Genomic DNA, 15,440 nt, shown 5'->3' with positions numbered 1-15,440 from the left:
GCCATATGAATACAAATGGAGAAGAACAGGAAGTAAAGAAGAAGAAAAAGATCATTGCTGTATACAATACCCACAACAGTAAGACCGGCATCAAGGATCCGAGAGCCGAGAAAAAGCAGCAGGCAGCCCGTCAGGCACAGTCCCGTCCGGCAGCAAAGCCTGCGGCAAAACCGACGGCAGCACCGGCAAAGTCTGCGGCAGCACCGGCACCGGCTCCGAAGACCGAGGCAGTAAAGCCGGCGGCAGCACCGGCAGCAAAACCGGTCACAGAGGCGGCAAAACCGGCAGCAGCGCCCCAGTCCCGTACGGCAGCGTCTGAGAATAACGCAAGACCGGCAGGCCAGGGCAGACCGGCACAGAATCGCGATGGTCAGAGAAGAGACGGTCAGGGCGGCTATCAGAACCGTGACGGTCAGAGAAGAGACGGCCAGAGACGCGATGGTCAGGGCAGCGGCTATCAGAACCGCGACGGTCAGAGAAGAGACGGCCAGGGCGGCGGTTACCAGAGACGCGATGGTCAGGGCAGTGGCTATCAGAACCGCGACGGTCAGAGAAGAGACGGCCAGAGCGGCAGCTACCAGAGACGCGATGGTCAGGGCAGCGGCTATCAGAACCGTGACGGCCAGAGAAGCGGCGGCTATCAGAACCGCGACGGCCAGAACAGAGGAGGCCAGGGAAGAGACAACCGTCGTTCTTCCATGGATATCCCGTCAGCACCGGTAGAGCTTCGTAAGAACGAGAACCGCAGAGCGGAGAATAAGAATCGCAATGATGATACCAAGAAAGATAAGAACACAAAGTTCAATGATAGCTGGAATGGCAAGCCGGGTCAGGGCGGACGTCGTCCGAACCAGGGCGGTAACCGTCCGAATCAGAAGGGCGGCAAGGGAGGTAAGGGCGCTGCTCAGACTCGTCAGCCGGCACCTGCGCCTAAGAAAGAAGACAACACCCCCAAGGTTATTGAAATTCCGGAGATGATCAGCATCCATGATCTGGCGGAGAAGATGAAGATTCAGCCGTCCGTGATCATCAAGAAGCTGTTCCTGGCAGGCAAGATGGTAACCGTAAACTCCGAGCTGGACTTTGAGGCGGCAGGCGAGCTGGCTATGGAAATGAATTTCGATCCGGTTCCCGAGGAGAAGGAAGACGTCATCGCGAAGATGCTGGAGGATACGGAAGACAGCGATGAGACACTCGTATCCCGTCCGCCGGTAGTCTGCGTTATGGGTCATGTAGACCATGGTAAGACTTCCCTGCTGGATGCCATCCGTGACACCCATGTCATTGACCGCGAGGCAGGCGGAATCACCCAGCACATCGGTGCTTACGTGGTAAGCATCAACGGTCAGAAGATCACCTTCCTGGACACACCGGGACATGAGGCGTTCACCGCCATGCGTATGCGTGGAGCCAACTCCACCGATATCGCCATCCTGGTAGTTGCAGCCGACGACGGCGTAATGCCCCAGACCATTGAGGCTATTAACCATGCCAAGGCCGCAGGCATCGAGATCATCGTTGCCATCAATAAGATCGATAAGCCCAGCGCTAATATCGAGCGTGTAAAGCAGGAGCTGACCGAGTATGAGCTGATTCCCGAGGACTGGGGCGGCAGCACCATTTTCTGCCCGGTATCCGCCCATACCCATGAGGGTATCGATAACCTGCTGGAAATGATTCTGCTGACATCTGAGGTTCTGGAGCTGAAGGCCAACCCGAACCGTCGGGCGAGAGGTCTGGTTATCGAGGCAGAGCTTGACAAGGGCAAGGGCCCGGTTGCTACCGTGCTGGTACAGAAGGGAACCCTGCATGTGGGAGATCCCATTGCCGTAGGCTCCTGCCACGGTAAGGTCCGCGCCATGATGGATGACAATGGCCGCCGCGTGAAAGAGGCAGGACCGTCCAAGCCGGTCGAGATTCTGGGTCTCAATGACGTGCCCAACGCCGGAGAGATCTTCGTATCTCCGGAGACCGACAAGGAGGCAAGAGCCTTTGCCGAGACCTATGTAAAAGAGAGCAGAGAGAAGCTCATCGAGGATACCAAGCTCAAGATGTCCCTGGACGATCTGTATTCCCAGATTCAGTCTGGCAACTTAAAGGAGCTGAATATCATCGTAAAGGCCGATGTACAGGGTTCTGTGGAGGCCGTAAAGCAGAGTCTCTTAAAGCTCTCCAACGAGGAAGTAGTAGTAAAGATTATCCATGGTGGCGTAGGAGCCATCAACGAGTCCGACGTCAGCCTGGCGGCAGCGTCCAACGCCATTATCATCGGCTTCAACGTGCGTCCTGACGCGACTGCTAAGGAAACCGCGGAGCGCGAGAAGGTGGATCTGCGTCTGTACCGCGTCATCTACGACGCCATCAACGACGTAGAGGCAGCCATGAAGGGCATGCTGGATCCGATTTTCGAGGAGAAGGTGCTGGGCCACGCAGAGGTGCGTCAGATCTTCAAGGCGTCCGGCGTGGGCAATATCGCAGGCTCCTATGTGCTGGACGGCGTATTCCAGAGAGGCTGCAAGTGCCGTATCACCCGCGAGGGCGAGCAGATCTTCGACGGCCCGCTGGCGTCCCTGAAGCGTTTCAAGGACGACGTGAAGGAAGTCAAGGCAGGCTACGAGTGCGGTCTGGTCTTCGAGAAGTTCAACGACATCAGGGAGCTGGATATCGTAGAGGCTTACACCATGGTAGAGGTGCCGAGATAGGGCATTGTCTGAGGTGAATAATATATGAGAAAAAACAGTATTAAAAATACAAGAATCAACGGCGAGGTGCGCCGGGAGCTGAGCAATATCATTTTAAATGAGATCAAGGACCCGCGCATCTGCCCGATGACTTCGGTGGTAGAAGTGGAGGTTGCCCCGGACCTGAAGACCGCAAAGGCCTACATCAGCGTCCTGGGCGACAAGCAGGCCCAGGCAGATACGCTGGCAGGCCTTAAGAGCGCGGAGGGCTATATCCGCCGTGCTCTGGCCAAGTCTATCAACCTGCGCAACACCCCGGAGATCCGCTTTGTCATGGATCAGTCTATCGAGTATGGCGTCCATATGTCAAAGCTTATCGACGACGTAAACCAGGGCAGTAAAGAAGAGGATGAAGAGGATGATCAGGCTTAAGGATGAGCTTACAGATGTGAAGACAGTGGCGATCAGCGGACATATCCGTCCGGACGGGGACTGCACGGGTTCCTGTCTGGGCGTGTGGAATTATCTCCGGGACAATTACCCGGAGATTCAGGCGGACGTATATCTGGAACAGATCGTACCCAAGTTCCGCTTCCTGAACGGCGCGGAGCTGGTAAAGACGGACTGTAATGAGGATAAGGTCTATGACTTATTTATCTCTCTGGACGCCAGTGACAAAGAGCGGCTGGGAGCGGCGGTCAGGTATCTGGACGCCGCGAAGCATACAGTGTGCATTGATCATCACGTTACCAATCCGGGTTTTGCGGATGTGAACTGGGTAGTAGCCGACGCCAGCAGCGCGTCGGAGCTTGCCTGGGAAACCATGGAAGAGGAAAAAATTTCCAGACACACAGCGGAGGCGCTGTACATGGGCATTGTCCATGATACCGGCGTTTTCCAGTATTCCAATACTTCCCCGAAGACCATGCAGATCGCGGGAAGCCTGATTGCCAAAGGCATCGACTTCAGCCGGATTGTGGATGAGACCTTCTATAAGAAAACCTACATCCAGAACCAGATTCTGGGCCGCGCGCTGGTGGAGAGCATTCTTCTGCTGGATGGCCGTGTTATCGTAGGCCGCATCCGGGAAAAGGATATGGATTTTTACGGAGCAATTCCTGCGGATCTGGACGGTATTGTCAGCCAGCTGCGCGTGACCGACGGCGTGGAAGTAGCCATTTTCCTCTATGAAACAGGCAATCATCAGTATAAGGTCAGCCTTCGGTCCAACGGCCCCGTGGACGTCAGCGCGGTCTGCGCTTATTTCGGCGGCGGCGGGCACGTAAAGGCGGCGGGCTGTACCATGCACGGAACCTTTTACGATGTGGTCAACAATCTGACCCTGCACATCGAAAAGCAGCTGAATCAGAATCAGGATGTATAACATGAATGGTGTAATCAACGTCTATAAAGAAGCGGGCTTCACCTCACACGACGTGGTGGCGAAGCTCCGCGGAATCGTAAAACAGAAAAAGATAGGCCATACGGGAACTCTCGATCCGGATGCGGAGGGAGTTCTTCCTGTCTGTCTGGGAAATGCCACAAAGCTCTGCGGACTTCTGACAGAAAAAGAGAAGACCTACCGGGCAGTGCTTTTGCTGGGACAGACCACCGACACCCAGGATACTTCCGGCAGGGTGCTGACAGAAGCGCCGGTGACAGCCACCGGGGAGCAGGTCCGGGAGGCGATCATGAGCTTCCTTGGCGACTACGACCAGGTCCCGCCCATGTATTCGGCCCTGAAGGTCAACGGAAAAAAGCTCTATGAGCTGGCCCGCGAAGGCAAAGAGGTGGAGCGCCAGGCCAGACGGGTACGGATTCTGGATATGGAGATTCACGAAATCCGGCTCCCGGAGGTGACCTTTACGGTGACCTGCAGCAGCGGTACCTATATCCGCACCCTCTGTCAGGACATCGGTGAAAAGCTAGGCTGCGGCGGCTGTATGAAAAGTCTGCTGCGTACCAAAGTAGACCGTTTTGAACTGGCGGACAGCCATAAGCTTTCCGAACTGGAGGCAATGATGCATGAGGGCCGCATCGAGGAGGTACTGCTTCCGGTGGACGACGTCTTCGCGGCCTGCCCGGCAGTCCGTATCAGGCAGGAGAGCGATCGCCTGATTCAAAACGGCAATCCTTTTGGAAAAGAGGATATCGCGGAAACGACCGGGGAGCGCCCGCCGGAAGGTACGGAGCTGGAGCGCAATTGCGTGCGTGTATACAATTCCGAAGGGAATTTCCGGGGGCTCTACCGGCGGGAACAGGGCGGCAGATGCTATAAGCCCGAGAAAATGTTTTTATCCTGAGGGATAAAATGATAGGATAAAGGATTTACCATGAGATTAATTACCGGAACGACAGAATTTGAGACAACGGAAGCGACAGCCATTTCCCTGGGAAAGTTCGAAGGGCTTCATGTGGGACATCAGCTTCTGGTGAACCGCATTTTAAAAAAGAAGGAAGAAGGCTTAAAGGCTCTGATTTTTACCTTTGATTTCGGAGAACGGTCCACCCTTCTGCTCCCGGAGGAGCGGAGAAATCTCCTGGAAAAATGGGGCGTGGACTATCTGATAGAGTGTCCCTTTGTGGAATCCATAGCCCATATGGAGGCAGAGGATTTTGTGCGGGAGATTTTGGTAAAGAGGCTGCATGTAAAATATCTGGCTGTGGGGACGGACTTTCATTTCGGCCATAACCGGAAGGGCAGTTACCGGCTTCTGGAGGACATGCAGGAGGAATGCGGTTTTCAGGTGGAGGTAGTAGAAAAAGCCTGCTATGACGGCGGGGAAATCAGCAGTACCCGGATCCGTAAGGAACTGGAGCAGGGCCATATGGAGCTGGTCAATCAGCTGCTGGGCTACGCCTATTCCGTGACCGGAGAGGTGCTCTATGGCCATCAGATTGGTCGGACCCTGGGGCTTCCCACCATCAATCAGCAGCCGGGGCTTTCAAAGCTGCTGCCGCCCAACGGCGTCTATGCCACCAAAACCCGGATTGCTTCCGAGATTTTTGAGGGCATCACCAACATCGGTTACAAGCCGACCATAGGCGGAGAGACGCGAAAAGGTGTGGAAACCTTTTTGTTTGACCTTGACCGGAATCTGTACGGGGAGACGCTGACTGTATCCTTCTATGGCTTTGAGCGCCCGGAGCGGAAATTTGATTCTCTGGAAGCCTTAAAGGAGCGGATTGAGAAAGACGTGGCCTGGGGCAGAAAATATTTTGGAGAAAGAGAAAACTAGTTTCATGAGACTATTTTATTATCTGATAGCGGCACCCGCACTGTTTCTACTGCGGGTGCTGTTCTGGCCTTTTAAGACCATATTCCGGTGCGCCGGCCGGATTCATGGCTGGCGGAAGGAACGCCGGCGTTTCCGCCGGGCCGACTATGACGACATGGACGGCTGGGAATTTGAGGAATATGTGGGCGGACTGCTGGCGCGGGACGGCTATATTCATGTGGAGGTCACCCGGGGCAGTGGCGACCAGGGCGTGGACGTGCTGGCGCAGCGCGACGGAGTCTCCTACGCCATCCAGTGCAAGCATTACCGGGCGAAAATCAGCAATAAGGCGGTACAGGAAGCCTACGCCGGAGCCGAGTTCTACGGCTGCGACGTGCCGGTGGTACTGACCAACAGCTATTTTACCCCGTCGGCGGAGGAGCTGGCGGATGAAATCGGCGTGGAGCTGTGGGATCGGGACGAACTGAACCGGCTGGTACGGCGGGTGCGGCGGTAATTCTGCGGAAAACCCACAGAAATCCCACAGAAATCCGCAAAATCCACGTGAATCAAAAAGATTTCCTTGACAAATCTTCCCGATTATTATAAGGTGTAATAGGTTCTTAACAAAATTGTAATAATTATACCGGATAATCAATACGGAGGATTGTATGTTTAAAAGATATAAAGCGGGATTTGTAATGGGTGCGATTTTCATGGCCATGGTCGGCATGCAGGCGCAGGCTGCGCCGCTGGGGGACGGTCTCGGCGAGGGAATCGCATCCAATTTTGATCAGACCACAGACAGCGAGGAGCAGACCCAGGCCACCGCGGAGGTGGTATGGACCGGTACGCCGCTGGAGGGCTATGTGAATATCGCCATTGCCAACGTGGACGACAGCCTGAACATCCGCGAGGTGGCGGACGGCAGCAGCTCCCTGGTGGGTAAGCTTCGCAAAAACGGCGCCTGTGAGGTGCTGGGGATCGACGGCGAATGGGCCCATATCAAGTCCGGCGAGGTAGAGGGCTATGTGAAGGCCGAGTACCTGTATACCGGACAGGAAGCCATCGACCTGGCCTTTCAGCTGGGACAGACCATGGCGAAGGTGAATACAGACTCCCTGTATGTGCGGATGGAGCCAAGCACCGACGCGGATTACTGGACCAAGGTTCCGGCAGGCGAGGAGCTTCAGGTTATCGAGGATATGGGCGACTGGATCAAAGTCGATATCGACGGCGAGGACGGCTATGTGGCGTCGGAATACGTGAATGTGAAAAGCGAGCTGGACACAGCCCTGACTCTGTCCGAAGCGCTGTACGGCGAAGGCGTCACCGACGTACGCATTTCTATCTGTGATTTCGCTAAGCAGTATGTGGGTAACCGCTACGTGTGGGGCGGCACCAGCCTGACCAAGGGCGCGGACTGCTCCGGCTTTACTCTGGCCGTATACCGGAACTTCGGTATCTCTCTGCCCCATTCATCCAGAGCCCAGGCTAACTGCGGCACGAAGATCAGCGTCGGCGACGTGAAGCCGGGAGACCTGATTTTCTATGGCAGCGGCAAACGGATCAACCACGTGGCCATGTACATCGGCGGCGGCCGTGTGGTTCACGCCAGCAACGCCCGCACCGGCATCACCATTTCCAATATGTACTACAGAAGCCCGGTGAGCGCGGCCCGGATTTTACAGGACTGATTTTGAAAAATCACCCTTGACACCCCATATTCCCTATGATACACTATCGGAGTATGAGTTTGCTGGTATCCGGTTATCGGACACTCCGACCATTGCTTGATACCCAGCGTATAAAAAATATAAGGAGGAAACATCATGATCGCAAAGGACAAGAAGCAGGCTATTATCGCAGAGTACGGTTTAAAAGAGGGTGACACAGGTTCACCGGAGGTACAGGTAGCTATCCTGACCGCGCGTATCCAGGAGCTGACCGCTCATCTGCAGGCAAACCCGAAGGATCATCACTCCAGAAGAGGACTTCTGAAGATGGTTGGTCAGAGACGTAACATGCTTGCATACCTGAAGAAGATGGATATCGAGAGATATCGTAGCCTGATTGAGAGATTAGGACTGAGAAAATAAGTTTCCAAAAGGGCGGAGGAATCTCACGGTTCTTTCGCCCGGTTTTTGTGTAACCCATTCACGGTAGGAGAAATGTTCCGAGACCACTGATATACGCAGGAGTCCATCCCGCGCAAATCAGTAGTTTCGGTTTCTATGTTACTGTTCACAGTAACGAGTCTCCTACCTCTAACCAGACAAGGAGAATATTATGTACAAGAGTTTTTCTATGGAGCTGGCCGGACGTACCCTGACAGTAGATGTGGGACGTGTAGCAAAGCAGGCAAACGGCGCAGCCTTCATGCACTACGGTGACACCACCGTGCTTTCCACAGCTACCGCATCCGACAAGCCCCGTGACGGCATCGACTTCTTCCCCTTAAGCGTAGAGTACGAGGAGAAGCTGTATTCCGTAGGCAAGATCCCGGGAGGCTTCAACAAGCGTGAGGGTAAGGCTTCCGAGAACGCGATTCTGACGTCCCGTGTCATCGACCGTCCCATGCGTCCGCTGTTCCCGAAGGATTACCGGAACGACGTAACCCTGAACAACCTGGTGCTTTCCGTAGATCCCACCTGCAGCCCGGAGCTGACAGCAATGCTGGGCTCCGCTATCGCTACTGCGATTTCCGATATCCCGTTCGCAGGCCCCTGTGCTATGACACAGATCGGTATGATCGACGGTGAGTTCATCGTAAACCCGGGTCAGGCAGACTATAAGGTATCCGACCTGAAGCTGACCGTAGCATCCACCAGAGAAAAAGTCATCATGATCGAGGCAGGAGCTAACGAGATTCCCGAGGCAAAGATGATCGAGGCTATTTATAAGGCTCACGAGGTAAACCAGCAGGTTATCGCGTTCATCGACCAGATCGTAGCAGAGTGCGGCAAGGAAAAGCACAGCTACACCAGCTGCGCAGTACCGGAAGAGCTGTTCGCGGCTATCAGAGAGATTGTACCGCCCGCAGAGATGGAAGAGGCAGTCTTCACCGATGAGAAGCAGAAGCGTGAGGAGAACATACGTAAAATTACCGAGCGCCTGGAAGAGGCATTTGCAGAAAAGGATGAGTGGCTCGAGGTTCTGGGCGAGGCTGTATATCAGTATCAGAAGAAGACCGTACGTAAGATGATTCTGAAGGATCACAAGCGTCCGGACGGACGTGCCATTACCCAGATTCGTCCGCTGGCTGCAGAGGTAGATATTATTCCGCGTGTACACGGTTCCGCCATGTTCACCAGAGGACAGACCCAGATCTGCAACATCTGTACCTTGGCTCCGCTGTCTGAGGCACAGCGCCTGGACGGTCTGGATGAAAATGAGACAAGCAAGCGTTATATGCATCACTATAACTTCCCGAGCTACTCCGTAGGCGAGACAAAGCCCAGCCGCGGACCGGGACGTCGTGAGATTGGACACGGAGCGCTGGCTGAGCGTGCGCTGCTGCCGGTACTGCCGTCCGAGGAGGAGTTCCCCTACGCGATCCGTACCGTATCCGAGACCTTCGAGTCCAACGGTTCCACCTCTATGGCTTCCACCTGCGCGTCCTGTATGTCCCTGATGGCAGCAGGCGTACCGATTAAGAAGATGGTAGCAGGAATCTCCTGCGGTCTGGTAACAGGCGAGACCGACGACGATTTCGTACTGCTGACCGATATCCAGGGTCTCGAGGACTTCTTCGGCGACATGGACTTCAAGGTAACCGGTACCACCGAGGGTATCACTGCCATCCAGATGGATATTAAGATCCACGGCCTGACCCGTCCCATCGTAGAGGGCGCAATCGCCCGCTGCCGCGAGGCACGTCTCTACATCATGGACAACTGCATGAAGCCCTGCATCAGCGAGCCGCGTAAAGAGGTAGGCGAGTTTGCACCGAAGATTGTACAGATCCAGATCGACCCGCAGAAGATCGGCGATGTGGTTGGCCAGAGAGGTAAGACCATCAACGCCATCATCGAGCAGACCGGCGTGAAGATCGACATTGACGACGACGGCGCTGTATCCGTATGCGGTACAGATAAGGCTGCCATGGACAAGGCCATCGAACTGATCAAGACCATCGTAACCGATTTTGAAGAGGGCATGATCCTCACCGGTAAGGTAGTCAGCATCAAGGAGTTTGGCGCATTCCTGGAGTTTGCTCCGGGCAAAGAGGGCATGGTACACATCTCCAAGATCGCAAAACAGCGTATCAACCGTGTGGAGGACGTCCTGACACTGGGCGACATCGTGAAGGTGGTATGCCTGGGCAAGGACAAGATGGGACGCTTCAGCTTCTCCATCAAGGATCTGCCGGAGAACGCGTAAGCATTATAATATAATAAGAAGTGCAGGATCTGCCGGAAAGAAATTTCCGGCAGATTTTTTTATGCAATAGCTTTCTTACAAAATAACAAAAAGAGCAGACGTACATGAAATATGGGCAAAATTTAATGCATGTAACTATTTTCCAGAGAAAACTTGTGCAAAGTTCTGAAAAGCCGGAAAAGAATATCGATGTATGGACATTCTTGTCGAAATGTGGTAGCATTACCAAGGATAAGACATAAGCTGAAAATAGGAATACCCCTCCGGAAATCAAAAATTTTCGGGGGGGGGTATTTTACATAGACATAGCAGAAAACGGTAATTTATAAGGTTACAGAGAATGGAAATTACAGATATACATTGTCACATTTTGCCGGGAATGGACGACGGCGCGAAGGATGAAGAAGAGAGCCTGGCCCTGGTGCGGATGGCCTGGGAGCAGGGCGTCGAAGCCTTTATAGCCACGCCCCATTATTCCAGACAGTTCCGTAACGACTGCCCGGAACGCATTCGGGAGAAATGCGAAAAACTGGAAAAAGAAGCACGGGAAACCATCGCATCGGAGATCCGGATTTATCCCGGCCAGGAGATCTGCTGGGAAGAGAGCGTTCCGGAAAAACTGGACAGGGGAGAGCTTCTCACCCTGGCAGACAGCTCCTACGTGCTGGTGGAATATCTGCCCTCCGTGTCCTACGGAGCTCTGTTCCAGAGCCTGCGGACTCTGCGCCTGGAGGGCTACCTTCCCATACTGGCCCATGCAGAGCGCTACGGAGCGCTGCGGACAGAAGGCCTGGAGGAGCTGACAGAAGCAGGCGCCTGCATCCAGATGAATTATGGCAGCATCGGCACGAGCCTTTTCGATAAGGATCAGCGCTGGTGCAGAAAGCAGCTGAAAGAGGGCAATATCCATTTTCTGGGAACCGACATGCATAGCGTTCACAGGAGACCGCCCCGGGTGGCCGAGGCCATGAAATGGCTGGAGACACATCTTAGTGGGGAAGAGCTTTCGCGGATATGCCGGGATCACGCCGGACAGGTGCTGACCAATCAGAATCTATAGAGGGGATACATAAGAGATGGAAAAAAGACAGAATGAAGTGATAGAAATCGATCTGCTGGAGCTTTTCTACGCACTGAAAAAGCAGATCCTGTGGATTATACTGGCAGCGATTGTAGGCGGAACCCTGGCATTTGCGGGCACGAAGCTTCTGATGACGCCCATGTACGAGTCCACCACCACCATGCTGGTCCTGACCAAGGAGACCACCCTCTCCTCGCTGGCGGATCTGCAGATGGGCACCCAGCTGACCAACGACTATGAGATCCTGACCGTCAGCCGTCAGGTACTGGAGCGGGTCATCGACGACCTGAACCTGGATATGGAGTATGAAGATCTGAAAGAAAATGTACAGATCAGCAATCCGTCCGACAGCCGGATCATGGAGATTACCGTGACGTATCCGAGCCCGAAGATGGCCAAGGAGATCGTGGATGATATCGCAGCTGTGACCTCGGAATTCATCGGAGACAAGATGGAGGGCGTTCCCCCGAAGATCATCGACGAGGGCGAAGTGCCGGATCATAAGTCCAGCCCCAGCACCATGAAAAATACAGCCCTGGGCATTCTTTTAGGCATCGTCATAAGCTGCGGCGTCGTAACCCTGTACACCGTCATGGATGACACTGTGAAGTCCGAGGAGGATATCGAGAAATACCTGGGTATCCCGACCCTGGCCAGCGTGCCCGATCGTAAGGACTACATCACAGGCAAGAAAAAGAAAACGAAGAAAAGCAAACCGGCCAAAAAGCGGTAGCAGGAGGAGAGACAGATGGCATCAGATAGAAAAGTGGTCATGATAGATCCGAAAAAAGCGGACAGCCTTTATGAAGAGGCCATAAAAACCCTGCGTACCAACCTGCAGTTTGCCGGAAGAGGGATACAGGTCATTCTCGCCACCAGCTGCTACCCCAACGAGGGAAAGAGCGACATCGCCTTCCAGCTGGCCCGTGAGATTGGAAATATGGGAAAACGCGTTTTATTCCTGGATGCGGATATCCGGAAATCCATGCTGGTAAGCCGCTATCAGGTGAAGCAGAAGGGCATCACCGGACTGTCCCACTACCTGTGCGGACAAGCGGACCCGGAGTACCTGTGCTATGAGAGCAATTTCCCGAACCTGGACATCATCTTTGCGGGACGGAGCGTCCCGAACCCCTCGGAGCTTCTGGAAGATGAAGCCATGGGCAATCTGATCCAGAGCCTGCGCTCCCGGTATGACTTTATCATCCTGGACGCGCCGCCGGTCTTAAGCGTCAGCGACGCCCTGATTGCGGCGAAGTGGTGCGACGGCGTGATTCTCGTTGTAGAGAGCAAGAAGGTCAGCTACAAGGCGCTGCAGCGTGTGAAGAAGCAGATTGAGCAGACCGGCTGTAAGATTCTGGGAGCTGTGCTCAACAAGGTGGATATGCAGCAGGATACCTATTACAGTAAATATTACGGACACTACGGATATTATAATGGCTATGGAAATACGAAGTAAAAAGCTGTGGAAAATGGCAGGACTCCTGGCATTGTCAGCGGCGCTCCTGAGCGGCTGCGGCAAGCCAAAAGCCGAACCGGCGGAAGCGGAAGTGGAGGACGTCCTGGAAGAGACGGACGATACCGGAGATTACCGGACCGTCACCTGGCAGGGAACCACATACAAATACAACGATCATCTGAGTAATTTTCTGTTCCTGGGCGTCGATACCCGGGAAAAGGCAGAGACCGAGACAGGCAGCGCAGACGCAGGGCAGTCAGACGCCCTGTATCTCATAAGCTGGGACCGGGTAGATAATCAGGTCACCCTGATATCTATCCCCCGAGACACCATGACGCCCATCGAAGTATTTGACCAGAACGGCGGCTCCTTAGGACTCACCGAGAACCATATCAGCCTGGCCTACGGCTATGGCGACGGCGGCTTCAAGAGCCTGGAGCTCTCGAAAAATGCGGTGTCGAGCCTGCTCTACGGCATGCCCATCCAGGGCGTCTGCGCCATGAGCCTGGACGGAATCCCCGAGCTTCTTCGAAGCTTCGGCGATGTGACCGTCACCGTTCCCAATGACAGTCTGGCGGAGCGCTATCCGGAATTCCGGGAGGGCGCGGAGGCGACCATCACCCCGGAGAACGCGGAGATCTTCCTGCGGAGCCGGGACACCGGCGTCAGCCAGTCGGCCATTACCCGCATGGAGCGCCAGCAGGCCTTCCTGGACGCCTTCGGCAATGCAGCCGCGGCAGACCCGTCCAAGGTCACAAAGCTCTACGAAGACCTGATGCCCTATCTGGTCACCAGCATCAGCAATGACTGGTTTGTGAAGCTCATGGAAGCACTTTCCACAGGCGAGACCGTGGAGCGCTGGACGATTCCGGGCGAGGGCGTGGAGGGCGAACAGTACGACGAATACCATGTGGACAACGGCGCCCTGTATCAGAAGATTCTGGAGACATTTTATAAAAAGGCGGAATAGAACGCTATGAAGAAGAAAACAATTGCGTACCTTCTCGGCGCGGCAGCCATCCTATGCCTGGTCGTGGGCGGCGTCAAGCTGGTAAGAGAGCAGAAGGCCGGAGAAGAGTACGAGGAGCTTCGGGAAGAGGCAAAGACAGAAGAACCGGAAACCGTGGAAGCGGAGCCGGAGGAAGAGAAAGAACCGCTGGATATCCCGGTGGATTTCGAAGCCCTGCAGGCGGAAAATCCGGATATCTACGCCTGGATCACCATCCCGGGCACCAACGTGGATTACCCCATCCTGCAGCGGGAGGGCGATAACGGCTATTACCTGAACCACAGCGTAGACGGAGCCGGGAGCATCGCCGGGGCCATCTTCACCGAGGACTATAACAGCAAGGACTTTACCGATCCGAATACCATCATCTACGGCCACAACATGAAGAACGGAAGCATGTTCCGTACCCTTCACAACTACAGTGACCGGGAGTTTTTCGATAACAACAGAGATATCACCATCTACATGCCGGATAAAATCCTGCATTACACCATTTTCGCGGCATATCTCTACGACAGCCGGCATCTGATGCTGAGCTTTGATTTCAAGGACCCGGACGTATTCCGGGCGTATCTCGACAGTGTCCGGAACATCCGCGACATGAACGCCTTTGTAGACACCGACATCCCGGTGACCGAGGAGGATAAGATTATCACCCTCTCCACCTGCTACAAGGGCCAGGCAGACCGACGATACCTGGTACAAGCTGTACTGGTATCTATAGAATCTTAAGAAAGGATATGGAGGTAAGAAACATGAGAAAGAAGATTCTTGCAACACTGATGATTGTTGGACTTCTGGCAGCCCAGACTCTGACCGTATGCGCAGCAGGCAGCGCAGTTACAGGCGTAACTGTAAGCTCTGGCTACACAGTAGCGATCGATGCGAAGAACGGCGAGGAGAAGAACCTGACCGAAATGGTTAAGAATTCTCCGGAAGAGGTAAAGAAGGCTGTAGAGGGCAAGACTGCTCTTACTCCGGTTATGGATGTAAAGGCTGACGGCGCTCAGAAGGACGCGAACGGCAAGTACGTTGTAACCTTCAACGTTCAGAACCTGACCAGCTCCGTAAAGAACGTAACCGTTCTTCACTTCAACGGAACTGCATGGGAAGTAGTAGAGTCCAGCTTCGATGCAGCGGCCAAGACTGTAACTGCCAAGTTCGCAAGCCTGTCTCCGGTTGTAGTTGTCGCTGACACAGGCAGCAGCAACGGCGGAAGCAGCTCTTCCAGCAGCTCCAGCAGCAGTTCTTCCTCATCCGCAGCAGCTTCTCCGAAGACCGGAGCAGCATCTGACTGGATGATGTGGATCGGCGCAGCAGTTGTTCTCGGCGCAGCTTCTGTAGCACTGAAGAAGAAAGAGGCTTAATCTAAGCCAGATGAGGGGATGGAACAGAGGAGCTTTGAGCTTTTGAGAAGCTCCCCTGTCCTGGACCTGAACATGAGATGAATATTCCGGGAAACCTTTCCTATGAAAAAACCTTTGCAGGTTCAGTCAAATCTCATTATGATGGTTTTTAGGAGTACTTATATAGAGGAGCAGATAGGAAAAATCATGATAATAAGGTTTGAGAAAAGGCCTGTGGATGTAAGGGAGAGACATTCACGGGC

At 54.2% G+C, this 15,440-nt stretch carries 15 protein-coding genes; all 15 read left to right on the top strand.

Features of this window, described 5'->3' with window-relative positions; all coding sequences use genetic code 11:
* The first annotated feature begins 5 nt into the window (after positions 1-5).
* Positions 6-2,702, top strand: coding sequence for a translation initiation factor IF-2 (gene infB / locus ACTRC3_RS03025; protein ID WP_440321468.1), 2,697 nt, complete (start codon positions 6-8; stop codon positions 2,700-2,702).
* A 24-nt stretch (positions 2,703-2,726) separates the two neighbouring features.
* Entirely contained in the window at positions 2,727-3,113 is a 387-nt protein-coding gene (gene rbfA, locus ACTRC3_RS03020) for a 30S ribosome-binding factor RbfA (protein ID WP_178037988.1), read from the top strand.
* A complete protein-coding gene (locus ACTRC3_RS03015) occupies positions 3,100-4,065 on the top strand; it encodes a DHH family phosphoesterase (RefSeq protein WP_440321465.1) in 966 nt (321 codons plus the stop codon). Before rbfA ends, ACTRC3_RS03015 begins: the two co-directional genes overlap by 14 nt.
* Positions 4,058-4,984: a tRNA pseudouridine(55) synthase TruB gene (gene truB / locus ACTRC3_RS03010; RefSeq protein WP_440321463.1), complete on the top strand. Its 927-nt coding sequence runs from the start codon at positions 4,058-4,060 to the stop codon at positions 4,982-4,984. The genes ACTRC3_RS03015 and truB overlap by 8 nt, the downstream gene beginning before the upstream one ends.
* 30 nt (positions 4,985-5,014) lie before the next feature.
* Complete coding sequence (locus tag ACTRC3_RS03005) at positions 5,015-5,920, top strand: bifunctional riboflavin kinase/FAD synthetase (protein WP_440321461.1); 906 nt, start codon at positions 5,015-5,017, stop codon at positions 5,918-5,920.
* A 4-nt stretch (positions 5,921-5,924) separates the two neighbouring features.
* Complete coding sequence (locus tag ACTRC3_RS03000) at positions 5,925-6,416, top strand: restriction endonuclease (protein ID WP_178037992.1); 492 nt, start codon at positions 5,925-5,927, stop codon at positions 6,414-6,416.
* A gap of 154 nt (positions 6,417-6,570) precedes the next feature.
* Positions 6,571-7,596, top strand: a complete 1,026-nt coding sequence (locus ACTRC3_RS02995; RefSeq protein WP_440321460.1) for a C40 family peptidase — start codon at positions 6,571-6,573, stop codon at positions 7,594-7,596.
* Positions 7,597-7,731: 135 nt separating this feature from the next.
* Entirely contained in the window at positions 7,732-7,998 is a 267-nt protein-coding gene (gene rpsO, locus ACTRC3_RS02990) for a 30S ribosomal protein S15 (protein ID WP_158361885.1), read from the top strand.
* Positions 7,999-8,188: 190 nt separating this feature from the next.
* On the top strand, positions 8,189-10,282 hold the full coding sequence (locus tag ACTRC3_RS02985) for a polyribonucleotide nucleotidyltransferase (protein WP_349164122.1): 2,094 nt from the start codon (positions 8,189-8,191) through the stop codon (positions 10,280-10,282).
* Positions 10,283-10,622: 340 nt separating this feature from the next.
* A complete protein-coding gene (locus tag ACTRC3_RS02980; protein ID WP_440321457.1) occupies positions 10,623-11,342 on the top strand; it encodes a CpsB/CapC family capsule biosynthesis tyrosine phosphatase in 720 nt (239 codons plus the stop codon).
* A 16-nt stretch (positions 11,343-11,358) separates the two neighbouring features.
* Positions 11,359-12,096: a YveK family protein gene (locus ACTRC3_RS02975; RefSeq protein WP_440321455.1), complete on the top strand. Its 738-nt coding sequence runs from the start codon at positions 11,359-11,361 to the stop codon at positions 12,094-12,096.
* Between the two features lie 15 nt (positions 12,097-12,111).
* The gene (locus ACTRC3_RS02970) at positions 12,112-12,822 is read left to right on the top strand and encodes a CpsD/CapB family tyrosine-protein kinase (protein WP_440321453.1); all 711 of its coding nucleotides are present in this window, start codon (positions 12,112-12,114) and stop codon (positions 12,820-12,822) included.
* Positions 12,806-13,792, top strand: coding sequence for an LCP family protein (locus ACTRC3_RS02965; protein ID WP_349164117.1), 987 nt, complete (start codon positions 12,806-12,808; stop codon positions 13,790-13,792). Before ACTRC3_RS02970 ends, ACTRC3_RS02965 begins: the two co-directional genes overlap by 17 nt.
* Before the next feature lie 6 nt (positions 13,793-13,798).
* Positions 13,799-14,563, top strand: coding sequence for a class B sortase (gene srtB, locus ACTRC3_RS02960; protein WP_178038000.1), 765 nt, complete (start codon positions 13,799-13,801; stop codon positions 14,561-14,563).
* Between the two features lie 23 nt (positions 14,564-14,586).
* Positions 14,587-15,198 (top strand): LPXTG cell wall anchor domain-containing protein, encoded by a 612-nt coding sequence (locus ACTRC3_RS02955; RefSeq protein WP_178038001.1) that lies wholly within the window; start codon positions 14,587-14,589, stop codon positions 15,196-15,198.
* The last annotated feature ends 242 nt before the right edge of the window (positions 15,199-15,440 follow it).

This window comes from Laedolimicola sp., assembly GCF_051972735.1.
GTDB classification, from domain to species: Bacteria; Bacillota; Clostridia; order Lachnospirales; family Lachnospiraceae; genus Laedolimicola; species Laedolimicola intestinihominis.
The sequence above is the reverse complement of the archived record's forward strand: the minus strand, read 5'-3'. Positions and strand labels throughout refer to the sequence as shown.